Annotated in this window: 24 protein-coding genes; 11 read left to right on the forward strand and 13 right to left on the reverse strand. The window is 67.4% G+C overall.

What is annotated here, in order from left to right; genetic code table 11:
* Nucleotides 1-10: 10 nt before the first annotated feature.
* The 5 genes from CDO87_RS08890 to paaI all read right to left on the reverse strand — a co-directional run bounded on the left by CDO87_RS08890 (nucleotide 11) and on the right by paaI (nucleotide 4,921).
* Nucleotides 11-1,165, reverse strand: a complete 1,155-nt coding sequence (locus CDO87_RS08890; RefSeq protein ID WP_100928445.1) for a phosphoserine transaminase — start codon at nucleotides 1,163-1,165, stop codon at nucleotides 11-13.
* A 181-nt stretch (nucleotides 1,166-1,346) separates the two neighbouring features.
* Entirely contained in the window at nucleotides 1,347-1,916 is a 570-nt protein-coding gene (locus CDO87_RS08895) for a TetR/AcrR family transcriptional regulator (protein ID WP_157814952.1), read from the reverse strand.
* A gap of 4 nt (nucleotides 1,917-1,920) precedes the next feature.
* On the reverse strand, nucleotides 1,921-3,225 hold the full coding sequence (paaK, locus tag CDO87_RS08900) for a phenylacetate--CoA ligase PaaK (RefSeq protein WP_100928447.1): 1,305 nt from the start codon (nucleotides 3,223-3,225) through the stop codon (nucleotides 1,921-1,923).
* A 42-nt stretch (nucleotides 3,226-3,267) separates the two neighbouring features.
* Complete coding sequence (gene pcaF / locus CDO87_RS08905) at nucleotides 3,268-4,455, reverse strand: 3-oxoadipyl-CoA thiolase (protein WP_100928448.1); 1,188 nt, start codon at nucleotides 4,453-4,455, stop codon at nucleotides 3,268-3,270.
* Complete coding sequence (gene paaI / locus CDO87_RS08910) at nucleotides 4,448-4,921, reverse strand: hydroxyphenylacetyl-CoA thioesterase PaaI (RefSeq protein WP_100928449.1); 474 nt, start codon at nucleotides 4,919-4,921, stop codon at nucleotides 4,448-4,450. Before paaI ends, pcaF begins: the two co-directional genes overlap by 8 nt.
* Nucleotides 4,922-5,063: 142 nt before the next feature.
* Between paaI and paaZ the strand changes: the two genes are divergently transcribed.
* Genes paaZ through CDO87_RS08925 form a run of 3 tightly spaced genes read left to right on the forward strand, consistent with a single transcriptional unit; the run spans nucleotide 5,064 to nucleotide 8,299 of the window.
* Nucleotides 5,064-7,079: a phenylacetic acid degradation bifunctional protein PaaZ gene (paaZ, locus tag CDO87_RS08915; RefSeq protein ID WP_100928450.1), complete on the forward strand. Its 2,016-nt coding sequence runs from the start codon at nucleotides 5,064-5,066 to the stop codon at nucleotides 7,077-7,079.
* Between the two features lie 43 nt (nucleotides 7,080-7,122).
* Nucleotides 7,123-7,926, forward strand: coding sequence for a PaaX family transcriptional regulator C-terminal domain-containing protein (locus CDO87_RS08920; protein ID WP_100928451.1), 804 nt, complete (start codon nucleotides 7,123-7,125; stop codon nucleotides 7,924-7,926).
* Between the two features lie 31 nt (nucleotides 7,927-7,957).
* Nucleotides 7,958-8,299 (forward strand): DUF2794 domain-containing protein, encoded by a 342-nt coding sequence (locus tag CDO87_RS08925; protein WP_100928452.1) that lies wholly within the window; start codon nucleotides 7,958-7,960, stop codon nucleotides 8,297-8,299.
* Nucleotides 8,300-8,330: 31 nt separating this feature from the next.
* Here CDO87_RS08925 and speB read toward each other — a convergent pair whose 3' ends face one another.
* The 4 genes from speB to CDO87_RS08950 all read right to left on the reverse strand — a co-directional run bounded on the left by speB (nucleotide 8,331) and on the right by CDO87_RS08950 (nucleotide 12,094).
* Nucleotides 8,331-9,293 (reverse strand): agmatinase, encoded by a 963-nt coding sequence (speB, locus tag CDO87_RS08930; RefSeq protein WP_100928453.1) that lies wholly within the window; start codon nucleotides 9,291-9,293, stop codon nucleotides 8,331-8,333.
* A 59-nt stretch (nucleotides 9,294-9,352) separates the two neighbouring features.
* Complete coding sequence (locus CDO87_RS08935) at nucleotides 9,353-10,246, reverse strand: NlpC/P60 family protein (RefSeq protein WP_100928454.1); 894 nt, start codon at nucleotides 10,244-10,246, stop codon at nucleotides 9,353-9,355.
* Nucleotides 10,243-11,622 (reverse strand): M17 family metallopeptidase, encoded by a 1,380-nt coding sequence (locus CDO87_RS08940; protein WP_100928455.1) that lies wholly within the window; start codon nucleotides 11,620-11,622, stop codon nucleotides 10,243-10,245. The genes CDO87_RS08935 and CDO87_RS08940 overlap by 4 nt, the downstream gene beginning before the upstream one ends.
* 91 nt (nucleotides 11,623-11,713) lie before the next feature.
* Nucleotides 11,714-12,094: a hypothetical protein gene (locus CDO87_RS08950; RefSeq protein WP_254698392.1), complete on the reverse strand. Its 381-nt coding sequence runs from the start codon at nucleotides 12,092-12,094 to the stop codon at nucleotides 11,714-11,716.
* A gap of 149 nt (nucleotides 12,095-12,243) precedes the next feature.
* Here CDO87_RS08950 and CDO87_RS08955 point away from each other — a divergent pair, with 149 nt between their 5' ends.
* Nucleotides 12,244-12,885 (forward strand): carbonic anhydrase, encoded by a 642-nt coding sequence (locus tag CDO87_RS08955; RefSeq protein ID WP_100928457.1) that lies wholly within the window; start codon nucleotides 12,244-12,246, stop codon nucleotides 12,883-12,885.
* Nucleotides 12,886-12,919: 34 nt separating this feature from the next.
* Here CDO87_RS08955 and CDO87_RS08960 read toward each other — a convergent pair whose 3' ends face one another.
* Complete coding sequence (locus tag CDO87_RS08960) at nucleotides 12,920-13,267, reverse strand: hypothetical protein (RefSeq protein WP_100928458.1); 348 nt, start codon at nucleotides 13,265-13,267, stop codon at nucleotides 12,920-12,922.
* Nucleotides 13,268-13,918: 651 nt separating this feature from the next.
* Nucleotides 13,919-14,941: an aspartate-semialdehyde dehydrogenase gene (locus CDO87_RS08965; protein ID WP_100928459.1), complete on the reverse strand. Its 1,023-nt coding sequence runs from the start codon at nucleotides 14,939-14,941 to the stop codon at nucleotides 13,919-13,921.
* 279 nt (nucleotides 14,942-15,220) lie between these two features.
* On the opposite strand from CDO87_RS08965, the gene CDO87_RS08970 reads away from it, so the two are divergent.
* The gene (locus tag CDO87_RS08970) at nucleotides 15,221-17,104 is read left to right on the forward strand and encodes a nucleoside-diphosphate sugar epimerase/dehydratase (protein WP_198521851.1); all 1,884 of its coding nucleotides are present in this window, start codon (nucleotides 15,221-15,223) and stop codon (nucleotides 17,102-17,104) included.
* A gap of 69 nt (nucleotides 17,105-17,173) precedes the next feature.
* On the opposite strand, the gene CDO87_RS08975 is transcribed toward CDO87_RS08970, so the two are convergent.
* The gene (locus tag CDO87_RS08975) at nucleotides 17,174-18,016 is read right to left on the reverse strand and encodes an LOG family protein (protein ID WP_100928460.1); all 843 of its coding nucleotides are present in this window, start codon (nucleotides 18,014-18,016) and stop codon (nucleotides 17,174-17,176) included.
* A gap of 115 nt (nucleotides 18,017-18,131) precedes the next feature.
* Here CDO87_RS08975 and CDO87_RS08980 point away from each other — a divergent pair, with 115 nt between their 5' ends.
* The 3 genes from CDO87_RS08980 to CDO87_RS08990 all read left to right on the forward strand — a co-directional run bounded on the left by CDO87_RS08980 (nucleotide 18,132) and on the right by CDO87_RS08990 (nucleotide 20,458).
* Nucleotides 18,132-19,049 carry a threonine/serine dehydratase gene (locus CDO87_RS08980; RefSeq protein ID WP_100928461.1) on the forward strand — a complete coding sequence of 306 codons (918 nt, stop codon included), beginning with the start codon at nucleotides 18,132-18,134 and terminating at the stop codon, nucleotides 19,047-19,049.
* An 86-nt stretch (nucleotides 19,050-19,135) separates the two neighbouring features.
* Nucleotides 19,136-19,963, forward strand: coding sequence for a 2,3,4,5-tetrahydropyridine-2,6-dicarboxylate N-succinyltransferase (gene dapD / locus CDO87_RS08985; protein ID WP_100928462.1), 828 nt, complete (start codon nucleotides 19,136-19,138; stop codon nucleotides 19,961-19,963).
* A 171-nt stretch (nucleotides 19,964-20,134) separates the two neighbouring features.
* Nucleotides 20,135-20,458 (forward strand): hypothetical protein, encoded by a 324-nt coding sequence (locus CDO87_RS08990; protein ID WP_100930892.1) that lies wholly within the window; start codon nucleotides 20,135-20,137, stop codon nucleotides 20,456-20,458.
* Nucleotides 20,459-20,474: 16 nt separating this feature from the next.
* Here the strand turns inward: CDO87_RS08990 and CDO87_RS08995 are convergent, their stop codons facing one another.
* Nucleotides 20,475-21,548: a Hint domain-containing protein gene (locus CDO87_RS08995; protein WP_100928463.1), complete on the reverse strand. Its 1,074-nt coding sequence runs from the start codon at nucleotides 21,546-21,548 to the stop codon at nucleotides 20,475-20,477.
* 370 nt (nucleotides 21,549-21,918) lie between these two features.
* On the opposite strand from CDO87_RS08995, the gene dapE reads away from it, so the two are divergent.
* From dapE to CDO87_RS09010, 3 genes are read left to right on the forward strand one after another with little or no spacing between them, the layout of a single operon-like run.
* Nucleotides 21,919-23,058: a succinyl-diaminopimelate desuccinylase gene (gene dapE, locus CDO87_RS09000; protein WP_100928464.1), complete on the forward strand. Its 1,140-nt coding sequence runs from the start codon at nucleotides 21,919-21,921 to the stop codon at nucleotides 23,056-23,058.
* Nucleotides 23,055-23,477, forward strand: a complete 423-nt coding sequence (locus tag CDO87_RS09005; protein ID WP_100928465.1) for a GNAT family N-acetyltransferase — start codon at nucleotides 23,055-23,057, stop codon at nucleotides 23,475-23,477. Before dapE ends, CDO87_RS09005 begins: the two co-directional genes overlap by 4 nt.
* Nucleotides 23,478-23,524: 47 nt before the next feature.
* On the forward strand, nucleotides 23,525-24,076 hold the full coding sequence (locus CDO87_RS09010) for a DUF2064 domain-containing protein (RefSeq protein WP_100928466.1): 552 nt from the start codon (nucleotides 23,525-23,527) through the stop codon (nucleotides 24,074-24,076).
* Nucleotides 24,077-24,117 lie beyond the last annotated feature (41 nt).

Here is a 24,117-nt window from a genome sequence, read left to right on the forward strand (position 1 = left end):
GAGGTGTCGGTCAGGCCGTTTCGGTCTGCGCCGCGATTTCCGTCTCGAAGGCCCACTTGAGCCAGAGCGTCAGCTTCTCGACATCCGCGGCCTCGACCGTGGCACCGCACCAGACGCGCAGGCCCGCCGGGGCATCGCGGTAGGCACCGATGTCATAGGCGGCGTTGTAGTCGTCGAGCTTCTTGGCAATCGCCTTGGCGAAGGCCGCGCCGTCCTTGATCCGCGCATCGGTGAACTTCAGGCAGACGGAGGTGTTCGACCGCGTTGACGGGTCTACGGCGAGGTTCTCGATCCAGTCGTGCTCGTCGCAGAAGTCCCACAGCACCTTGGCGTTGGCGTCGGCGCGGTTCCGGAGCCCCTGAAGACCACCGACCGAGCGCGCCCAGTCGAGCGCCACGAGGTAATCCTCGACCGCCAGCATGGAGGGCGTGTTGATCGTCTCGCCGACGAAGATGCCTTCGATCAGCTTGCCGCCCTTGGTCATGCGGAAGATCTTCGGCATCGGCCAGGTCGGGGTGTAGGATTCCAGCCGCTCGACGGCGCGGGGGCTGAGGACCAGCATGCCGTGCGCCGCTTCGCCGCCCATGACCTTCTGCCAGGAGAAGGTGGTCACATCGAGTTTGTCCCACGGCAGGTCCTGCGCAAACGCGGCAGAGGTGGCGTCGCAGATGGTCAGCCCTTCGCGGTCAGCGGGGATCTTGTCGCCGTTGGGGACACGCACGCCGGAAGTGGTGCCGTTCCACGTAAAGACGACGTCGGTGTCGAAATCGACCTCGGCGAAATCGACGATCTCACCGTAACCCGCGGTCTTCACCTCGGCGTCGATCTTCAGCTGCTTGACCACGTCGGTCACCCAGCCGGACCCGAAGGATTCCCAGGCGACCATGGTGGCCTTGCGGGCGCCCAGCAGCGACCACATCGCCATCTCGACGGCGCCGGTATCAGAGGCGGGAACGATGCCGATCTTGTAGTCGGCGGGGATGCCCAGGATCTCGCGCGTGCCTTCGATGGCCGCTTTCAGCTTCTCCTTGCCGATCTTCGCACGGTGCGAACGACCGAGGGCGGCATCGGAGAGCTTGTCGAGCGTGAACGTGGGGATCTTGGCGCAGGGGCCAGAAGAGAAACGCGGGTTTGCCGGCCGCGTGGCCGGATGGTCGTGTGCCATATCTGCTAACCTTCCAGATAGATGCCTCTCGTTGGGGAGAGGTGTCCCGCCGACGCGTCTATGCCCTTCCCGCAGGCTCGGCAAGTCGGATAATGCAGCCCGATGGTCGCATTTGATTTTCGCCGGGACGGCTCTGGAGCGGATCGGAAACTTCGGACCGGTGGCGAACCGGCAAACATGGTCAGAGCCGGTCGAGGCCCCCTTCGGCGAAGTCGGCGGCCAGCTCCGCGAACTCCGCGCGGGACAGCCCCTTGCCCGGGCGGTGCCACTGGTAGACCCAGTTGATGATCCCGAAGACCGTCATGGTGGCGGCGCGCAGGCGGTCCCCTGTCAGGTCGGGGCGCTGCTGTTGCAGGGCGCCAGACATCAGCCGAACGAGGGTCCGTTGGTGCGACAGCACCGGCTGCTGCAGGTCGTCGGGCAACGTGTGCAGGGTTTCGAGTTGCAGCTTGTGCTCAGCATCGGCGTGTTCGAACGCTTCGAGCAGCGCGGCCATCAGCGCGCGCAGGCCATGCGGCGCCGCCTGTTCGGCCCGTTCGACGACATGGTCGTAATGGGTTTTCAGGATGTCCGACAGCATCGATTCCTTGCTGTCGTAGTAGTGATAGAGAAGGGCCTTCGAGACGCCGCAGGCCTTCGCCGCGCCAGACATGGAGGCGCGGTCGAAGCCGTTCTTCGCAAAGTACTCCGCCGCGCCCTTGCGGATCGCGTCGCGCTTCTCGGCGTGGTCCCGGGCCAGTCCCCTCGCCACCCGCTCAGCCCTTGGGCCGGTTGTCGACGATGCGCACCGCCTTGCCCTGGCTGCGGGCCACGCCGCCGGGTTCGGCCAGGTCGACAAGGACCGAGACGCCGACCACCTGCTTGATCTTCAGGGACAGTTCGCGGCAGGCCGCGGCGCCCTGATCGGCGGCATGGGGGAAGCACTCCACCTTCACGCGCATCTCGTCCTTGTGCTCCACCCGGTTCAGTTCCAGCTGGAAGTGCGGCGCGAGCGCCTTCACCGTCATCAGCTGCTCTTCGATCTGGGTGGGGAAGACGTTCACGCCGCGCAGGATGATCATGTCGTCGGACCGGCCCGTGACCTTCTCCATCCGGCGCATCGTCCGTGCGGTGCCCGGCAGGAGACGGGTCAGGTCGCGCGTGCGGTAGCGGACGATGGGGAAGGCCTCTTTCGTCAGGGAGGTGAAGACCAGTTCGCCCAGCTCGCCGTCGGGCAGGACCGCGCCGGTTTCTGGGTCGATGATCTCGGGATAGAAGTGGTCCTCCCAGATGTGGAGGCCATCCTTGGTCTCCACGCATTCGTTGGCGACACCCGGACCCATGACCTCCGACAAGCCGTAGATGTCGACCGCGTGCATGTCGAAGGCATCCTCGATCTCGCGCCGCATGGCGTTGGTCCAGGGCTCCGCCCCGAAGATGCCGACCTTCAGCGGCGACTTGCGCGGGTCGCGGCCCTGCTCGGCGTATTCGTCGATGATCGACAGCGCGTAGGAGGGCGTCACCGTGATGCCCGTCGCGCCGAAATCTTCGATCAGGCGGACCTGCCGCTGTGTCATGCCGCCCGAAATCGGCACCGTGGTCAGGCCCAGCTTGTCCGCGCCAAGGTGAATGCCGAGGCCCCCGGTGAACAGCCCGTAGCCGTAGGCATTGTGCAGGATGTCACCGGCGCGCAGACCGGAGGCGCGCAGACTCCGGGCCACCACCGTCGCCCATGTGTCGAGGTCCTTCTCGGTATAGCCCACGACCGTCGGCTGCCCGGTCGTGCCGGAGGACGCATGGATGCGCTTCACCTGCGCGCGCGGGACGGCGAACATCCCGAAGGGATAGTTGTCGCGCAGGTCGGTCTTGACCGTGAAGGGGAACTTCCCGAGGTCTTCGAGGCTGGACAGGTCGTCCGGATGCACACCCGCCGCGTCAAAGCTGGCCTTGTAATGCGGGACGTTGTCGTAGGCGTGGCGCAGCGACCATTTCAGCCGCTCCAGTTGCAGCGCTGCCAGTTCATCGCGAGAGGCCGTTTCGATCGCCTCGAGATCGCCGGGCCGTGGGGACAGGTCTTCCATCGTGTTATCCTTCCTGCGCTGCCGCCGCGCTGCCGGGCCGCATCAGATCGCTTCCAGCGCGAGAGCGATGCCCTGACCGACGCCGATGCACATCGTGCAGAGCGCGTGTTTCTCCATCCGGTCCTGCAGCGACTGCGCGGCGGTCAGCACAAGCCGCGCGCCCGACATGCCAAGCGGATGGCCGAGCGCTATGGCCCCGCCGTGCGGGTTCACATGCGGTGCGTCGTCGGGCAGGCCCAGGTGACGCGTGACGGCCAGGGCCTGGGCCGCGAATGCCTCGTTCAACTCGATCACATCGAAGGTCGAGATGTTCATGTTCAGCAAGCCCAGCAGCTTCTCGGTCGCGGGCGCGGGGCCGAAGCCCATGATCCGCGGCGCCACCCCTGCCGTCGCCGCCCCGAGGATGCGGGCGACAGGTGTCAGGCCGTGCTTCTCGGCGGCTTCGGGTGAGGCGATGACCAGCGCGCAGGCGCCGTCGTTGACACCCGAAGCGTTGCCCGCGGTGACCGAGCCGCCCTCACGGAAGGGCGTCTTCAACGCGGCGAGCTTGTCCATGGTCGTCTGGCGCGGGTGTTCGTCCGTGTCGACGACAACCGGATCGTCCTTGCGCTGCGGGATGGTGACCGGCGTGATCTCCTTTGCCATCCGGCCCGATGCGATGGCGGCGGCGGCCCGCTCCTGCGAGCGGAAGGCAAAGGCGTCCTGGTCCGCGCGCGAGACGTTGAAGTCCTCGGCCACGTTCTCGGCCGTCTCGGGCATGGAGTCGGTGCCAAAGCCCTTCTGCATCGCCTTGTTCACGAACCTCCAGCCGATGGTCGTATCGTAGACCGCGTTGCCGCGGGAGAAGGCGGCATCGGCCTTGGGCATGACGAATGGCGCGCGGGACATGCTCTCGACGCCGCCTGCCACGATGATCTCGGCCTCGCCGCACTTGATCTGTCGGGCGGCGAAGGCCACCGCGTCGAGGCCGGAACCGCAGAGCCGGTTTATCGTGGTGCCGGGCACGCTTTCGCCCAGCCCGGCCAGCAGCGCGGCCATGCGGGCGACGTTGCGGTTGTCCTCGCCCGCCTGATTGGCGCACCCCATGATGACCTCGTCCACCGGCAGCCCTTCGGGCACGACGGCGCGGATCACGTGGGCCAGCATGTCGTCCGGACGGACGGAGGCCAGAGCGCCGCCATAGCGGCCGATGGGGGTACGGGTGCCTTGGCAGAGCCATGCTTCACGCATTGGGTTTCTCCTCTGACGCGCGCGCGGCGCTTGTTTCTGACGGCTCTTCGAAGAGCGTGCCCTTGATGGTCCGCGACAGGCCGCGCATCAGCGCGACAGTGCGCCCGTCCTCGCCGGTGACCGTGACGTCGTAGACGCCGGACCGTCCGGGCCGGGCCTGTTCCCGCGCCGTGGCGGTCAGACGCTCGTCGGCGCGGCCCGGGGAAAGGAAAGTGATCTGGTTCTCCTGCGCCACCGTCACCTGGTTGTAGGTGTTGCAGGCGAAGGCGAAGGCGCTGTCGGCAAGGGTGAAGATGAACCCGCCATGGCAGATGCGGTAACCGTTCAGGTGATGCGGCATGACCTGCATCGACAGCACCGCCTCTCCGGGCGCGATGCGCTCGATCCGCATGCCCATGCCCTGACTGGCGGCGTCGGTGGCCCACATGGCCTCCGCCGAACGCTCTGCGCGCTCCTGTGGTGTCATTGGCGATGTCCTCCCTGTCCGGAACGATGCACAAACCCGACCGGCCGGTCAAGTATGTTGATTTGTGGCGCGGCTTGGCGCAGGGTGGCGCGAGGGTGGCGCACAGCCCCACCCTACAGGACGTCATTAGGGAGGAGAGGTCATGAGCGGCATCGCACCGGAAAGCTACGTGGCGGGGAAGTGGATCGGACCGGGCAGCGCGGCCAAGCCGATCATGAGCCCGGTCGACGGGTCGGAAATCGCCCGCGCCGGGAGTTCGGACCTGGACTTTGCGGCGATGCGGGCCTTCGCGCTGGACAAGGGCGGACCGGCCCTGCGCGCCATGACCTTCCACCAGCGCGCGAAAATTCTGAAGGCGCTCGCAGGCTACATCGGGTCCCGCAAGGAAGAGCTTTACGCCCTGAACCCCCTGACCGGCGCCACGCGCAAGGATGGCGCCGTGGACATCGAGGGCGGCATCATCACCATGACCGTCATCGCCGGGAAAGGGCGCCGCGAGATGCCGGACGGCCACGTTTACCTTGACGGCGAGGTCGAGAGGATCTCACGCTCCGGCACCTTCCTCGCCCAGCACGTTGCCGTGCCGCGGCAGGGGGTTGCGGTCCACATCAACGCCTTCAACTTTCCCGTCTGGGGGATGCTGGAAAAGCTCGCCCCCACTCTGCTGGCCGGGATGCCAGCCATCGTCAAACCGGCGACCCAGACCTGTTACCTGACCGAGGCCTGCTTTCGCATGATCGTCGACTCGGGGCTGGTGCCTGAGGGCGCGGTGCAGCTGATCGTCGGGGGCACCGGCGACCTTCTGGACCGGCTCGGACCGCAGGACGTGGTCAGCTTCACCGGCTCGGCGGACACGGCGCTGACCCTCAGATCGAACCGCAACCTGCTGTCCCGGTCCGTTCGCTTCATGGCCGAGGCGGATTCGCTCAACGCGTCTGTCCTCGGGCCGGACGTTGTGCCGGGCAGCGAGGAGTTCGACCTGTTCGTGAAGCAGGCCGCCACGGAAATGACGGTCAAGGCCGGGCAGAAGTGCACCGCAATCCGGCGGATCATCGTGCCCGAGGCGCAGATGGATGCCGTGACGGAGGCGCTGGCCGAACGGCTGCGCGGCACGACCATCGGCGATCCGGCGGGCGATGCGCGCATGGGGGCGCTGGCCTCTGCCGCGCAACGGGCGGACGTGCTGGAGAAGGCGGCGATGCTCGCGTCCGAGGCGACGAACGTGCTGGAGGGCCTGACTGCACCGGACGGCCCCGGTTTTGTCGCGCCGATGCTGTTCCGCTGCGCCGACCCCGATGCGGGCCGCACGGTGCATGACGTGGAGGCGTTCGGCCCGGTCTCGACCGTCATGCCTTACCGAGACCTGCCCCATGCCGCCGCCCTTGCCAACCGTGGGAAAGGGTCGCTTGTGGCGTCGCTGGTGACGGGCGATCCGCAGGTGGCGCGCGCCTTCACGCTGGACAGCGCGGCGTGGCACGGGCGGCTCTACATCACCGACCGGACCTCCATGAAGGAGGCGACCGGCCATGGATCCCCGCTGCCGCACCTCGTGCATGGCGGGCCTGGCCGGGCCGGCGGGGGCGAGGAACTGGGCGGCGTGCGCGGCGTCCTGCACTACATGCAGCGGACCGCCGTGCAGGGGTCGCCCGACGTGCTGACCGCGGTGACCGGCCAGTGGGTGCCCGGCGCGCGCGAGATCGAGGGGCCCGAGCATCCCTTCCGCCGCACCTTCCGCGATATCGAGATCGGCGAGACCATCGTGACCGACCCGCGCGAGGTGACGCTGGAGGACATCGAGCATTTCGCCCATTTCACCGGCGACACCTTCTACGCCCACATGGACGAGGCCGCAGCACAGGCGAACCCCTTCTTCCCGGGCCGGGTGGCGCATGGCTACCTGCTGCTCAGCTTCGCGGCGGGCCTCTTCGTGATGCCCGATCCGGGGCCGGTCCTCGCCAATACCGGGCTGAACGGCCTGTCTTTCCAAAAGCCCGTCTCGCCCGGCGACCGCGTCCACGTGCGGCTGACCGCCAGGCGCAAGACGCAGCGCACCGACACCTATGGCGAGGTCGCCTGGCACGTCACGCTCTACAATCAGGACGCCGAGCAGGTGGCGGAATACGAGCTTTTGACCATGGTCGCCTACGAAAAGCCCTGAGGGGGTTTTGCCTTTCCCCCCGGTTGGTTCTAATCGGGGGGCCATGGACCCGCTCAAACCCTTGATCGACAACCTGAACGCCGAAGGACGGCCGCGCATCTGGTCGCTTGTGATCACGGTGTTCGGCGACAGCGTGCAGCATCGCGGTGGCCGGATCGCCACCGCCCGGCTGAGCCGCCTGCTGGGCCGGATCGGGGTGGAAACGGGCGCGGTCCGGACCGCCCTCTCGCGCCTTTCGCAGGACGGCTGGGTCGAAGGGAAACGCAGCGGACGCACCAGCAGTTACACCCTGACGGACCGCGGCCTGCAGGAGTTCGGCCCCGCCACCGCCCGGATCTATGCGCCGCCCCGGCAGCGCCCGGTGGGCGAATGGGTCTTCGACTGGCCCGGCGTGGAGGGTGCGTTGCGGCTGGGACAGGGCAGCCTGCGCCCCGCCCCCGTGACCGACACGCCCGGCGGACTGAGGATGACCGGCGCATTGACCGGCGATGCCGGAGCGCAGGTGCGCGCGTCGCTGGACCCTGACCATGCCGTTGCGCTGGAACGGATGGCCCAGGATCTGACGGCGCTATCCGGGATCGACGCCAGCCCCCTGGATGCGGCGGCGGCACGGCTCTTGCAGGTGCACCGCTGGCGGCGGCTGGTGTTGCGCTGGCCCGAGGTTCCGGCAGAGCTGATGCCCGAGGACGCCGCCCCGCGCGACCTGCGGCGCGCCATGGCAGAGGCCTACAAGCATCTCGCCCCCGCAGCCGAGGCATGGCTCGACACCGCCGACGGCGAGATGCCGGCAATGCCCCCCGCCGGCCCGGATTTTTCTTTGCGCTTCGGCGGATTGCAAACCCCTTGATTTGCCGCCGCGAAGGCGCAACTCTTTGGGTATGAACAGCTTGACCCCTTTCCCCGACCGTGGGGGCGCCAACGAGGTGGTGGCCTTCCAGCGCGCGGAGCTGAACATCATCCTCTCGCTTTACGGCCGCATGGTCGCCGCCGGTGAATGGCGCGACTACGGCATATCGTCGTTGCGGGACGTGGCCATCTTCTCGGTCTTCCGGCGCACGGCGGAGCACCCGCTTTACTGCATCGAAAAGCGTCCCAAGCTGCGCAGCAAGCAGGGCGAATACGCGGTGATCGGGATGGAGGGGCAGATCCTCAAGCGCGGGCACGACCTGAAGACCGTGCTGCGCGTGCTGGAACGAAAGCTGATCCGCGCCGTGGAATGACCCCGGCGCGGCCTTGGCCGCAGTGGTTGTTTCAGGCGGTCCGCGCCAGCATCGAGCAGAGCAACTCGAACATGATCGACACGCCGAGGAAGGCGGTCGCCCCCGACTGGTCGAAGGGCGGCGAGACCTCCACCAGGTCGGCGCCCACGATGTTTACCCCTGCGAGTTCCCGGCAGACACGGAGCGCCTCGAAGCTGTTCGGGCCGCCCACCTCGGGCGTGCCGGTGCCGGGTGCGAAGGTCGGGTCGACGAAGTCGATGTCGTAGCTGACGTAGGTCGCCCCATCGCCCACGATATCGCGCGCCTCCTGCATCACGTCCGGGATGCCCCGGTCGAAGAACTCCTCGATCTCGACAATGCGGATTCCCTCGGCCCTGGCGAAATCGCGGTCCTCGGCATCGTACATCGTGCCCCGGATGCCGATCTGGATGACACGTTTCGGGTCCAGCAGCCCCTCTTCCACGGCGCGGCGGAACGGGGTGCCGTGGGTATACATCGTGCCGCCGAAATAGCTGTGGAACAGGTCGGTGTGGCTGTCGAAATGGATCATGCCCAGCGGACCGCTGCGGGCCAGCGCGCGCAGGACCGGCAGGGAGGTCAGGTGGTCGCCGCCCGCCGTCAGGGGCCGGATGTTCGCCGCGACAAGCGTGTCGAAGAAGGCGGTGATCCGCGCCATGCTGTCCTGGATGTCGGCAGGGTTCGGTCCCACGTCCCCCAGATCCGCGCAGTTCACCGTCTCGAACGGACGCTGGCCTGTGACCTGGTGCTGCGCCCGGATCATGGTGGAGGCGTCGCGCAGCTGGCGCGGGCCATGGCGCGGGCCGGGACGATTGGTGGTGCCGCTGTCCCACGGCACGCCGACGATGCCTACGTCGACCTCGGCAAAGCGGGGATGCTCCGGACCGACATGGGGCAGCCGCATGAAGGTCGGCACACCGGCAAACCGCGGCAGGTCAAAGCCGGACACAGGGTGGAAGAACGAATCGGACGTCATGGGCAACCTTTCTTGCGGGCAGGGGCATCTCGCCCGCTGCGTCTTGTGACGGCGCGGCCTCAGACCAGCCGGGCGTGACGGGTGACGGGACCGTCGCCCTGTGCCTCGATCCGGGCGACGGCCTCGGCGATGGGCTCATGGGCGGTGGCCATGTGGTGGGCATTGGCGTGCAGCAGCGTTTCGGGATCGGAGACCCACGCCACATGGCCCTTCCAGAACATCAGATCGCCCCGCTGCGGCGGCGTGCCGGGCGGCAAGGTCTCTCCCAGTTCGCGGGCCTGCATGTCGCTGTCGCCGGGACACGGGATGTTGCACATCCGGCAGCCCATCTGCACCAGCCCGGAACAGTCGATCCCGAAGGCGGAATTGCCCCCCCAGAGGTAGGGCGTCCCGATCAGCCGCTCGGACACCGCGACCGGGTCGCTCTCGTACTGGCCGACGGGCACCATCTGCGTGCCCCTGACCCAGCGGTTCACACCGACGTGCGGCGTATAGATCTGAGTGTTGAACCAGTTGTCCTCACGTTCCGTTGCGCGGACGAGAGAGCCCATCGACAGAACGATCGGCGTGCCCGGCTGCTTGACGTCGCGGCTTTCGATCCCGATGGCGCGTGCGGCAGAGACGCGATGCGTGGCCGGCGACTGGACAGCCCGGAGGTAGGAGCGGGAGATGTAGCCGACGTAGCCATCCGCCTCGGCAAAACCGAAGGCGTATTCGCTGTAGGTTTCACCGTGGGCTATGCGTTCGACGTCCAATACGCGGAAAAGCTCCCCGGTCAGAAGCTGGCGCTCCCGCTTGCCGCCGGGCGCGTTCAGCAGGTCGGCGGGACCCGGCCTGTTGATGGAGTGAAGCTCGCCCTCCGTGAAGGCGGTCGCCTTGACCTGACCTTCGAGCGAGACATGCGCCACCCGGCCGTTGGACCGGAGCAGGCGGCGGTCGGTGGGGGCGCTCACAGCCCCAGGACCTTCGGCAGCGCGGAAAGGATGGCGCGCGGCCCCTGCCCCAGGCCGCCCTTGGCACGCCCCGGCGCGGCAGAGGGCTGCCAGCTGTAGATGTCGAAATGGGCGTAACGCTGCGCGCCTTCGGTGAACCGGCGCAGGAATAGCGCCGCGGTGATGGATCCCGCGAACCCGCCTGACGGCGCGTTGTCCAGATCGGCGATGTCCGGCTCGATCATCGTCTCGTAGGGCGTGTGGAACGGCATCCGCCAGACAGGGTCCGCCGCACCGACCGCCGCTTCGGTCAACGCCTGCACGAAGGGTTCGTCGTCGCAGTAGAACGGCGCGAGGTCAGGGCCGACGGCCACCCGCGCGGCGCCGGTCAGGGTCGCCATGGAGAGCATCAGGTCCGGGCTTTCCTCGGCCCCCAGCGCCAGCGCATCCGCCAGCACCAGTCGCCCCTCGGCATCGGTGTTGTTTATCTCGACCGTCTTGCCCAGGCGCGAGGTCAGCACGTCGCCGGGCCGGAAACTGGGGGCGGAGACGGAGTTCTCGACCGCCGGGATCAGCAGGCGCAACTGCACCTTCAATCCCAGAGCCATGATCATCTGCGCCAGACCGATGGTGTTGGCCGCACCGCCCATGTCCTTCTTCATCAGGCCCATGGAGGCGCCGGGCTTCAGGTTCAGGCCTCCGGTGTCGAAGCAGACTCCCTTGCCGACCAGCGTCAGTTTCGGACCCGCATCGCCCCAGCGGATGTCGATCAGCCGCGGTGCCTGGACGCTGGCCCGGCCAACCGCGTGGATCATCGGGAAGTTCTGCTCCAGCAGCGCGTCGCCGGTCGTGACCTCTATGGATGCGCCGAAGCGGTCGGCAAGGTCGCGGGCGGCCTGCTCAAGCGCCTCCGGCCCCATGTCGGAGGCGGGCGTGTTCACGAGGTCGCGGGTCAGGTACTCGGCCTCGGCCAGCGTCTCGACGCGGTCCGCGTCGACACCTTCCGGCGCAACAAGGTGCCGGTCGGCGGGCGTGGCGGTCTTGTAGCGGTCGAAGCGGTAGGCGGACAGCAGCCAGCCCAACGCCTCCGTCTCCGGACTGTCGAGCGTGCCGCTCGCGATCCGGTAGGCGCCGGGTGCCAGCTGCGGGATCGCCCCCGCCAGCGGGAAGCGGTGCCGTGCCCGCTGCGCCGCCGTGCCGTACCCGGCCAGCGCCATGGCGGGTGCACCGTCTTCGCCCGGAACCATCAGGGCACTGCCCAACGCCCCGGTGAAGCCGCTGGCGCCGACCCAGGCCGCAACCCGGTCCGGCTGCGACCCGGTCCAGCCGTCGAGGCTGTCCGGCTCGACGATGTGCAGCGGAAGGGCGTCGGAACTGGTGGCGAAACGGGGGGACATGGGAGCTCCTGTCGAGGGGGTCGTCGGGAGCCAAGACTAGTGACGGGGACGGGGTCTGCAAGCGGGATTCAGGGCGTGGGCGGAGGCAGGCTCAGATCGAGAACTCGTTGATGTCCCAAAGCTGCGTCAGTGACCGTTCCCCGGTCCTTGCCAGCCGGGCAAGGGTTGCGGCCTCGGCCACGATGTCGCCGAACTCGATGCAGGTCATCACGTCATGCGCCACCCGGCTGAGCGAAGTCATCCCGATCTGCTGGGCAATCGCCGACAGCGAGCGCAACGTCTTGTGCATGTCCTGGCGGGGCCCGGAAACGGCCATGTCCTGGACCTGGCACAGCCTTTGCGCCAGTTCCTCCATCGCGCGGCAAATCACGTCCTCGGCCTGATGCAGCCCAAGATCCGTACAGAGGGTCCTGATCTGCGCCGGGTCCATGTCCGGGTATTCCACCGGCGACAGGTATGTCACCTGTTTCACGTCTCACCCCATTCCTAGGCCCCCACAGCCAAGGCCAAAATGACCCGCGACCCTTCCCAAAAGGTTATTCCCCAAGGCTGTTTTCCCTCGCATTTCCCTAGAATTCTGCCTAGTCCATTGGGGAAACGGACGATGCGACGGAGAGGGACATGGAATTCACGCGCCCGCTGCCCGCGTACCTTGTGACGCGGTACCACGGTTGGAAAGCGACGACCTATGCGGAGAACCACGCCTGGTACAGACGTCTCGCGGACGAGGGCCAGCGCCCCCGCGCGATGGTGATCTCCTGCTGCGATTCGCGGGTGCACGTGACGTCGATCTTCGGCGCCGACCAGGGCGAATTCTTCATCCACCGCAACATCGCCAACCTCGTCCCGACATACGAGCCGGACGGCAACCACCACGGCACCTCGGCCGCGGTGGAATACGCGGTCACGGCGCTCAAGGTCGCGCATGTGATCGTGCTGGGCCATTCGAACTGCGGCGGCGTTCAGGGCTGCCTCGACATGTGCCAGGGCCGCGCGCCTGAGCTGGAGGAGACCTCGTCCTTCGTCGGGCGCTGGATGGACATCCTCAAGCCGGGTTTCGAGGCGGTGAAGGACGATCCCGACATGCCCCGCGCGCTCGAGCACGAGGCGGTGCGCGTGTCGCTGAGAAACCTGATGACCTTCCCCTTCGTGAAGGAGGCGGTCGAAAAGGGCACGCTGTCGCTGCACGGTCTCTGGACCGACATCGGCGAGGGCGGCCTGATGCACATCGACCGCAAGAGCGGCCAGTTCACCGTGGTCTGAACTTCGGGGGGCGCCTGCGAACGGCAGCGCGCCCTCAGTTCATCGCGCGGCGCAATTCCCCCGAATGACCGCCGCGGTGCGCCTTCACGCAGGGCCGCCCGATCCGGGCCGCGATGCGCGCCATCGGGATGCCGAGATCGGTGCCCGTGCACAGCCCTTCGCCGTGGTCGTTCAGCACGACGAGATGCCCCTCGCGGAACGTGAGGCTGTAGCCCTTGACCGCCAGTCTTTCGGAGATCTCGGCCCAACTGTCCGATTGTTCGAGGATGGGGGATAGAAAAAGGCGCAGCATCGCGCGCGTTTCGCAGTCGAGAGGAGCGGGAAGTCCCGGCAATTTCTGGGCATCCTGCCACCCGGCCTGCGCGTCCGGTTGGTGTTGCATTGAAAGTGCTCCTTGCCTGTCCGGAAACGCTGGAACCCAAATGCGTCGAAATTGTGGCGAACCGGCTGCCTCTTGTGGCGCATTGGCATCAAGTTGGAAACTGTCGCTTAATTGGCCACAGAACTGCGGCGCCACGGGCAACAATGCGCTGATGACCGTTGTCGGTCGCTCTTCATGTCCGGTTGTGGGACGCAGTCGCTGCGGCCCGCCGTCAGAGAGAGAGATGAGAGAGACGGTTGGCAAGCCGCAGCGCGAACAGGGCGGGCGCAGGGCGCCCCTTAGTCACGCGGGGCGCTTGCCCGCATCGGCGATGTCGCGAGAAAGGGACCTTGGGCTGCCTCCGGAGAGAGAGGAGAGAGGCGGGCCGCGTACTTCGGTCGGTTGCCGTTCTGGCAAGGCATCTCATCGCGTGCAGACAATGTATACCATTGTCGACGAACTCCGCCTATCGCCGGTTGGGCTAGCTGGCGGGGCGTCCGGTTAGCACTTCGATACAATTGGACAGGAGTTGCGTGGCAGAGGCACCTGAAGGTTGCAGTGCCTTGCGGACGGTTAACCCTTGGCCTTCACTTGCGATCCCAAGATACAGAAACGGCGCGCGACCAAGGGCAGGTCGCGCGCCGCAAAGGGTCAGTCGATTCGGAAAGGCGGTCAGCCCTTCTTCAGGCACCGCTGGCCAAGAACCTCGGCGATCTGCACGGCGTTCAGCGCCGCGCCCTTCCGCAGGTTGTCCGAGACGCACCACAGGTTCAGACCGTTGTCGATGGTCGAGTCCTGCCGGATGCGGGAGATGAACGTGGCGAAGTCACCCACACATTCCTTCGGCGTGACGTAGCCGCCGTCCTCGCGCTTGTCGATCACCATGATACCGGGCGCCTCGCGCAGGATGTCGCGCGCCTCGTCCTCGTCGAGGAATTCCTCGAACTCGATGTTGATCGCCTCGGAGTGGCCGACGAAGACCGGCACGCGCACGCAGGTCGCGGTCAGCTTGATGCTCGGATCGATGATCTTCTTCGTCTCCACGACCATCTTCCACTCTTCCTTGGTGGAGCCGTCTTCCATGAAGACATCGATGTGCGGGATCACGTTGAAGGCGATCTCTTTCGGGTATTTCTTCGGCGGCACCTCGGACACCGGGTTGTAGACCGCCTTGGTCTGATCCCAGAGCTCGTCCATGCCTTCCTTGCCCGAGCCTGACACCGACTGGTAGGTCGACACCACGACGCGCTTGATCTTCGCGCGGTCGTGCAGCGGCTTCAGCGCGACGACCATCTGCGCGGTCGAGCAGTTCGGGTTCGCGATGATGTTCTTCTTGGAATAGCCCATCACGGCGTCGGCGTTCACTTCCGGCACGATCAGCGGCACGTCCGGATCGTAGCGGTAGAGCGACGAGTTGTCGATCACCACGCAGCCCGCCGCGGCGGCCTTCGGCGCGAATTCCTTGGTCGGGCCGGAGCCCACGGCGAACAGTGCGATATCCCAACCGGTGAAGTCGAACGTCGCGAGGTCCTGGGTCTTGAGTGTCCTGTCGCCAAAGCTGACTTCGGTCCCGAGTGACCGGCGCGAAGCCAGCACGGCGATCTCGTCGACGGGGAATTCCCGTTCGGCGAGGATGTTCAGCATTTCGCGGCCCACGTTGCCCGTGGCGCCCGCGACGACGATGCGGTAACCCATTTGGCCCTCCTTAAAGGTCAGGGTCGCACGGGACCCCTGCCCCACACGACTGCTGGCGCGGTGCATACCGCAGGCAGCCCATGGGCGAAAGGCCGTATATTAACGCGTCCCCCGAACCGGGCGACATTCGGCGATATCCGCGTCGAATGCGGTGCCCACGACAATCGAAAGGCGAGCGGGTTAAACCCGCCTTAACCCGAGACATGCTTATCGTCCTGATGTTCCCGATGCGTACGCGAAGTACGGACGGGGCCCGCGAAGTGGGAGAGAGGTCTGGACATGTTCTTCAGGATCGTCACCGGCATGACCCGCCCCCAGAAACGGGCGGCGTTCATCTCGCTCGACGCACTGGTCATCCTGCTTGCGTTCGGGATGTCGGTCCTGCTCACCGCGCATGGGCGGATCGGGATGGCGGAGGCGGCCCCGGTGGCGCTGGTCCTCACGACAAGCGGGGCGATCCTCGGATGGGTGCTGGGCCTGACGCGGACGAAGCTGGATGCGTTCGAGATGCGCGGCCCGGGGCGGACCGCCGCATATGCCGCCGCCCTGGGTCTGCTCGGCTATGCAATTGCGCCGCGCGCGCTGCCCGCCCTTCCCGTCGGGGCACCCGCCCTTCCCGTCGGGGCACATGTCCACTTCACGCTGCTTGTCCTGGTGCTGTCCGTCGGCTGGCGCATCGCCCTGCGATACGCGATCCGTCAGGTCTACCTGCACGGTGCGGATTCCGTCCGGGTCCTGATCTACGGCGCCGGGGCGACGGGGCAGCAGCTGGTGGCCGCGCTCAGGCACCATGACGCCATCCGACCCGTGGCCTTCATCGACGACAACCCGACCCTCCAGAGCCAGGTGATCGCCGGGCTGCGTGTGCATGCGGCGTCCAGCATCCCGAAGCTCGTGGCGGAGAAACGGATCAGCCGCGTCGTGCTCGCCATGCCCTCCATGAGCCAGCCCGCCATGGCCCGCATCCGCCTCCAGCTGCGCAACATCGGCTGCGAGGCGCACGCCCTGCCGTCCTTTGCCGCGCTGGTGGGCGAAGGCGCCCTGCGCGCGGAGGCAGAGCCGGTGTGCATCCAGAAACTGCTGGGCCGCAACCGGCTCGAAAAGGAACTGCCGGGCGTCATCGACGCCTACGCGGGCCGGCGCATCCTGATCAGCGGCGCAGGCGGCTCCATCGGCGCCGAGCTGTGCCGCCAGCTTGCGGCCTGCGGCCCGGAATGCGTCGTTCTGGTCGATCACTCGGAACTGGCACTCTACACCATCCACAAGGAACTCAGCGACCTCGCGCCCGAGGTGACGGTCGTGCCACTGCTGCAATCCGTCCTGAACGAGCGCGCGATGCTGCGCGCCATGCTGACCCACCGGGTCGACGTGGTCTTGCACGCCGCCGCCTACAAGCACCTGCCCCTGGTCGAGGACAACGTCATCGCCGGGCTGGAAAACAACGTCCTCGGCACCAAGGCCCTGGCCGAGGCAGCGCGGCAGGCGGGGGTGGATCGCTTCATCCTCGTCTCCAGCGACAAGGCTGTTCGGCCCACGAACGTCATGGGCGCGTCGAAGCGGCTGGCGGAACTGGTGGTACAGGATCTCGCCTCGCGCAGGTCCGGCACCCGCTTTGCCATGGTGCGCTTCGGGAACGTGCTCGGCTCCAGCGGCTCGGTCATCCCCCTGTTTGAAGAGCAGATCGGCCGCGGCGGCCCCGTCACGCTGACCGACCCCAACGTCACCCGCTATTTCATGACCATATCGGAGGCGGCGCGACTGGTCCTCCTGACCGGCTCCTTCGCACGGGGCGGCGACGTCTTCGTGCTGGACATGGGCGCGCCGGTGCCGATCCGGAAGATCGCCGAGCAGATGATCGAGGGGGCGGGCTACACCGTCCGGACGGACGACACCCCCGACGGCGACATAGAGATCCGGGTGACGGGCCTGCGCCGCGGCGAGAAGCTGCACGAGGAGCTGCTGATCTCCTCCGACATGCTGACCACGCCGCACCCCAAAATCCTGCGCGCGCAGGAGATGTGCCTGTCGGAGTTCGAGGTGGCCAACGCCCTGCGCGACCTGCGGCAGGCGATCGACGCGCTCGACGAGGACGCCGCCCGCGCCGTCATCGCGAAATGGGTCGAAAGCGCGGATGCAGGCCGCGTCGCAAAGCAGAGCGTCTAGGCGGCCTGTCCCGGCAGCGACAATGGTATATGCGGGGCGCGGGACAGGATCGCCCTGCCCGACCGTCCTTCAGCGGCCCGGAATCTCGCCGCGACGGGTCTTGGGCGTCCAGTCGTCAATGATCCCGACCGCCTCTTCCGCCGTCTCGACAAAGCGGAACAAGTCCAGATCCTGCGCAGAGATGGTCCCGGCCTCGGCCAGCGCCTCCCAGTTGATGATCTTTTCCCAGAAGGCCCGCCCGAACAGCAGGAAGGGCACCGGGGTCATGCGCCCGGTCTGGATCAAAGTCAGCGCCTCGAACAGCTCGTCCAGCGTCCCGAACCCGCCCGGGAACACGCAGACCGCCCGCGCGCGCATCAGGAAGTGCATCTTGCGGATCGCGAAGTAGTGGAAGTTGAAAGCCAGGTCCGGCGTCACGTAGCTGTTCGGCGCCTGTTCGAACGGCAGCACGATGTTCAGCCCGATGGAAACGCCGCCCTCGTCCGCCGCGCCGCGGTTGCCGGCCTCCATCACGCCCGGGCCGCCGCCCGTGGCCACGACCCAGTCGCGGTTGCCGGTCGCCAGAGCCTTCTTCGTCATCAGCCGGGCAAAGCTGCGCGCCTCGTCGTAGAAATGCGACAGTTCCGCCAGCGTCTGCGTGCGGGCGGTGTCCTTCTCGGACGGGGCGGGAATGCGCGCGCCGCCGAACAGCACCACGGTGGAGTCGATCTGATGCTCGTCCATCAGCATCTCGTACTTCAGCAGTTCAAGCTGAAGCCGGACCGGGCGCAGTTCGTCCTTGGCGAGGAAGTCCTCGTCCGCAAAGGCCAGCCGGTAGCTGGGCGATGTCGATTGCGGCGTCTGCGGGACGTGGCGGGCGGTGTCCAGGTCGGTGCCCGCATCGCGGAGCGAACTGCGGCGGTCGTCGGTCATGCGCTATGCTCTCCTTGGCCCCGGCACCCGTTGCGGCAGGGTGGCGTCGGTCCGTGTTGTGCCTTTCTGTCCAGACCTATAGCGTCCGCCCGGAAAGAACCAGACGAGGTGAGCCATGGAGTGGCGCAGGGAAATCGAAGCCGCCGCAAGCCGCATCGCGGGCCACGTCGTCAGGACACCCGTGATCGATACGGACGCGCTGTGGTCGCGGTCCATCGCGCTCAAGCTGGAGCAGATGCAGCACACCGGCAGCTTCAAGGCGCGTGGCGCGTTCAACACCCTCTCTGCCGTCGAGGTGCCCGAGGCGGGCGTGGTCGCGGCGTCCGGGGGCAACCACGGGGCAGCGGTGGCCTATGCGGCGCAGCGCCTTGGCCATGCCGCGCGTATCTTCGTGCCCGAGATGGCGGGCCCCTCCAAGATTGCCTTGATCGAACGCACCGGCGCGGACCTGACGGTGGTCCCGGGCGAATATGCCGATGCGCTGGCGCGGGCGCAGGCCTATGGCGACCAGACCGGCGCGATGTCCGTGCACGCCTATGACGCGCCTCTGACGGTGGCCGGACAGGGCACCCTGATGCGCGAGTGGGAGGCGCAGGGCTTGAACGCCGACACGGTGCTGATCGCGGTCGGCGGAGGCGGGCTGATCGCCGGGGCGATGGCCTGGCTGCAGGGCGCCAAGCGGATCATCGCGGTGGAGCCTGCCAACTGCAACGCCCTCGGCGCCGCGCTCAGGGAGGGTGGCCCGACCGATGTGCCGGTCTCCGGCGTGGCCGCGAACGCCCTCGGCGCGCGGCGGATCGGCGAGATCTGCTACGACCTGGCGGAGGCGCAGGGCATCCTGACCGTGACCGTCAGCGACGAGGCGATCACCGAAGCGCAGACCGCGCTCTGGCGGGCGCACCGGCTGCTGGTCGAACCCGCCGGCGCCTGTGCTCTGGCGGCGCTCAGGTCCGGTGCCTTCACCCCTGCCGAGAACGAACGCGTGGCCGTCCTGTTGTGCGGCGGGAACATCTCGCCCGATCCGCTGGGGTGACGCGCCGGACAGGGCCGTTTGTCTGTGTGGATTGCCGCCCCGTCACATCGCAGCTATAGGGGCGCAAACCCGCGAGGAGATCACACATGTCGAACGCACAGCTCGAAACCGCCATCGAAGCCGCCTGGGAGAACCGGGCCGATATCACGCCCATGACCGGCGGCGAGACCCGCGAAGCCATCGAGGACACGCTGAACGCCCTCGACAGCGGCAGGCTGCGGGTGGCGGAGAAACAGGCGGACGGGTCGTGGCATGTGAACCAGTGGGCCAAGAAGGCCGTGCTGCTGGGTTTCCGCATCAAGGACATGGAAAGCCACGACAACGGTCCGCAGGGCGGCGGCTGGTGGGACAAGGTCGACAGCAAGTTCAAGGGCTGGGGCGACAACCAGTGGAAGGCCGCGGGCTTCCGCGCCGTGCCGAACTGCGTCGTCCGCAAGTCGGCCTACATCGCGCCGGGCGTGGTGCTGATGCCGTCCTTCGTGAACCTCGGCGCCTACGTCGACGAGGGCACGATGGTCGACACATGGGCGACCGTGGGATCCTGCGCTCAGATCGGCAAGGGTGTGCACCTGTCCGGCGGCGTGGGCATCGGCGGCGTGCTGGAGCCGATGCAGGCCGGGCCGACCATCATCGAGGACAACTGCTTCATCGGCGCGCGCTCCGAGGTCGTCGAGGGCTGCATCGTGCGCGAGGGCTCGGTCCTCGGCATGGGTGTCTTCATCGGCAAGTCGACCAAGATCGTCGACCGCGAGACCGGCGAAGTGATGTACGGCGAGGTGCCGCCCTACTCCGTCGTCGTGGCCGGTTCGATGCCGTCGAAGAACGGGATCAACCTGTATTGTGCGGTGATCGTGAAGCGGGTGGATGCGCAGACCCGCTCCAAGACCGGCATCAACGAGCTGCTGCGCGACTGACGCGTCCGCCTACGGGCCTGAGATCCGGCGCGGTGTCCCCATGGCACCGCGCCTTTTTCGTGGCTGCAGGTGATTTCGGCGCAAGGCTGGCGCTGCCGAAAGGACTGCTGAAGGGACCGGCGACGCGGCGCGGTGCTTGACAATTTCGCCGCGGCGTCTCATCCGCGCAGCATGAACAAGTCACCACGCACCCAACAGGTCTTCACGCTTCTGGTCGAGGTCGGCCGCAAGTCCGGCGACGGACTGCCCGACAAGGCCACCGGCGCCGCATTGATGTGCTACGCCTCCGGCGTGGACGAGGCCGAGGCCGTGCGCGAAACGGTGGCGATCCTCAAGCAGGCGGACATGGCGCCGCTCGACGTGACGGGCTACGGCACCCGCGAAGAGCGCGAGGCACAGGGCCACGAGATCGAGGAAGACGAGGCCGAACTGATGCAGCGCGCGCTCGAGGAAAACGCCGTCATCGTGGCGCAGGTCTCTCCGTTTTTCGACTGACGCGCACCCCGAGGGATCAGGCCGCCCGCGCCTCGGCGAGGGTGATCGCCTCGAACGGGCGCAGCACCTTCAGACCGGCGCGCGCATGTTCCGGCAGGAGGTTCGCGGGCACGTCCGCCAGGAGCGAGCGGGCAAGGTGATCCCTGCGGCGCCTCAGCCGTCCGACATACAGCGTCTCGATCTCCGCCCCGGCGGAAATCACCGGCTCGTGTCCCGGCAGCAGGAGCTGGTGGTAACAGACCATCTGCACCGCCGGTTCGGTCACGGCGGCAAATCCGTTGACCAGCGCCAGCGCAGGGATCAGCACCGCCTCGCGGCCGAAGATGTACTCCACTTCCGACCCGCCGATCACCAGCCGCTGATAGGGGGCCACCACCACGTCCCGCTGCAGGCCGAAATAGGGCGCGCGCAACCGGACCGGCTGGAACATCCCCAAGGCGGGCACCCGGCGCGACAGGCGGGCCAGCACCGGCACGATTCCGTTGTCGCGGGTCACGACCGTGTCGCCGCACTCCAGCGCGCTGACCGGCCGGTATCCGGTGGGCGTCAGAACCGGCGTCTGTCCGACCAGCGACGGCATGGGGCCCACCGGCTCGATCGCATCAGAGACGGCGAAGAACAGGACGTCTTCGTCCATCTCGACCAGCTGCGGGCGGCGGACCAGCGTGTAGATGTCTTCCAGCAGCATCGGCGGCGGGGCCGGCGTGGCGCGCTGGACCACGATGTCGGTCTCGGGTCGTTCGAGGCTGATGCGACCCGTCCGGGCCTCGCTGTCCCAGCTGAAGGTCACGCGCAGTACGTCGTGGCGGGCGTCGGAACTGTGCTGGAGGACGGTGTGAAAGACCTCCTCGCCCTGACTCATGACAAGGACGATCCCGCCGCCCGGCACGGCGCGCACCGAGAAGGCACCGCGCCACGGGTGCGCGCGTTCATAGGACAGGAGGGTCTGCGGGCGATCTTCCGGCGAGATGCGCGTTTCGATCAGGATCGACCCGCGCGGCATCAGGATGTTGCGGCTTGCGGCGGTCTGACCGAAACGTTCAGGGCAGACCCATGCGCGCCCCTGGCCGGACACGGCGATCCAGCTCATGCGGCCACTCCCTGCGCAGCGGTACGCGGAATGCCGGCGCAGGCCTGCGGCGCCCGCGCGACTTGACGGGCGGAAAGAACAACGGTGATCGGCACCCCGGAAAGAGCGACCATGCCTGCCTCGATCTCTGCCAGACAGACATATCGCGGAAACGACCGGACCGGGGTCCGGAGGAAACGGGATACTGCGCGCCTGCCAAAGCTATTTTTGTTTCTTTTGCGGAAACTTAACACGGCAACCGCAACGGCGCGAACCTATTCTTGCGGTCAGTTCGGACGGGGAAGGTGGCGGCTGATGCAAACACGCCACATTTGCCAAGCCTGAAAGGGCGCGGTAGCCAAGTGCCGATACCGAAACGAGGACCCCCGCCATGACCGATCCCGTCGACCTGACCGCCCGCCTTGTCCGCTGCCCCTCGGTCACGCCCGAGGAGGGCGGCGCGCTGGTCCTGCTGGAGGAAATGCTGTCCGGCGCGGGGTTCGAGTGCACGCGGGTGGAACGCGGCGGGATCTCCAACCTCTATGCGCGGTGGGGCGCGAAGGGGGCTGCGAAGACGTTCGGCTTCAACGGCCACACCGACGTCGTCCCGATCGGTCGGCGCGAGGACTGGCAGCACGATCCCTTCGGGGCCGAGATCGAGGGCGGCATGATGTACGGACGCGGCACGACGGATATGAAGTCGGGGGTCGCTGCCTTCGCGGCGGCGGCTATCGATTTCGTCGCCGCGACACCGCCGGACGGCGCCGTGGTGCTGGCGATCACCGGCGACGAGGAAGGCGACTCCGTCGACGGGACCACCGCTCTGCTGGACTGGATGGAGGCCGAGGGCGAGAAGATGACTGTCTGCCTCGTCGGCGAACCCACCTGCCCGGACCACATGGGCCAGATGATAAAGATCGGGCGGCGGGGGTCGATGTCGGCCTGGTTCACGGTGGAGGGCACGCAGGGTCATTCCGCCTATCCGCACCGCGCGCTGAACCCGCTTCCGGCCATGGCGCGGCTGATGGACCGTCTGGCCTCGCACGAGTTGGACACCGGCACCGACCACTTCGATCCTTCCACGCTGGCGGTGGTGACCATCGACACCGGCAACCCGGCGACCAACGTGATCCCGGCGAAGTGCTCTGCCTGTGTGAACATCCGGTTCAACGACATGCACAGCGGCGCGTCCCTCTCGGACTGGTTGCGCGCCCAGGCGGCAGAGGTCGACGCCACCTTCGGCACCCAGACGGAGGTGAAGATCAAGATCTCGGGCGAGAGCTTCCTGACCCCGCCGGGTGACCTGTCGGACCTCGTGTCTCGCGCGGTCGAGGCAGAGACGGGCGTGACGCCGGAGCTTTCGACCACGGGCGGCACCTCCGACGCGCGGTTCGTAAAGAACCACTGCCCGGTGGTGGAATTCGGTCTGGTGGGCCAGACCATGCATGCCGTGGACGAACGCGTCTCGGTTGAGCAGATCGGGCAGTTGAAAGCGATCTACACGCGGATTCTGCAGGACTATTTCGCATGACCCTTAAGGTGGAGCAGACCGCCGACCTGACCGAACCGCACGCCATCCGGCGGCGGGTGTTCATCGAGGAGCAGGGCTTTACCGAGGCGGAGGAATGGGACGACCTCGACTCCGTCTCCGTGCATCTGGTGGTGCGGGACGGCGGCGCGCCGGTTGCATCCGCGCGGCTGATACAGGATGGCGGGACGGGCAAGATCGGGCGCATCTGCGTGCTGGAGAGCCACCGGGGCCGTGGCCTGGGCGCGGCGCTGGTCACGCACGGCGTGGCGCATTTCCGCGATGTCCCCTGTGTTACGCGGATCTACCTGAGCGCGCAGGACCATGCGATCCCCTTCTACGAACGGCTTGGATTCGGCGCCTACGGCGAGACCTACCTCGACGGCACGGTGCCGCACCGGGACATGGAACTGCGGTTTTGACATTGCGCCGGACACGTCCGGGATGCCCGCGCCCCACCCTTGTCATCATGGTGAAGGTGCCGCGGCCCGGACGGGTCAAGACACGCCTCGGGCGCGGGATCGGGCATGTCGCGGCGGCGTGGTGGTTCCGGCATCAGGTGCGGCGCTTGCTCTGGCGGGTGGACGATCCCCGGTGGCGGATCGTGCTGTCCGTGTCCCCTGACCGCGAAGGGATGCTCAGCCGCGCGTGGCCGCGTCATCTGCCGCGGATGCCGCAGGGCAAGGGCGACCTTGGCGCGCGCATGGCGCGCGCGCTGCGGTCCTGCGACGGGCCGGTCTGCCTGATCGGGGCCGACATCCCTGCCGTGGATCGCACGGCCTTGGCGCGCAGCTTTGCCCTTCTGGGGCGCCACGACGCGGTGTTCGGCCCGGCGAAGGACAGCGGCTTCTGGCTGATCGGCGTGCGCCATCCCCGCCGCCTGCCCCATGGGTTTTTCCGCGATGTGCGCTGGTCCACCCAACATGCCCTTTCCGACGCGACGGCCACCCTGCCCGGCTGGCGCATCGCCCGAGGCGACCTGCTGACGGACGTGGACAGCGCCGCGGACCTCCGCACCTAGCCCCCAAACCCGTGCCACAGGGCATTTTTCGCCCAAACAGG

Source organism: Sagittula sp. P11 (genome assembly GCF_002814095.1).
Taxonomy (GTDB): Bacteria; Pseudomonadota; Alphaproteobacteria; order Rhodobacterales; family Rhodobacteraceae; genus Sagittula.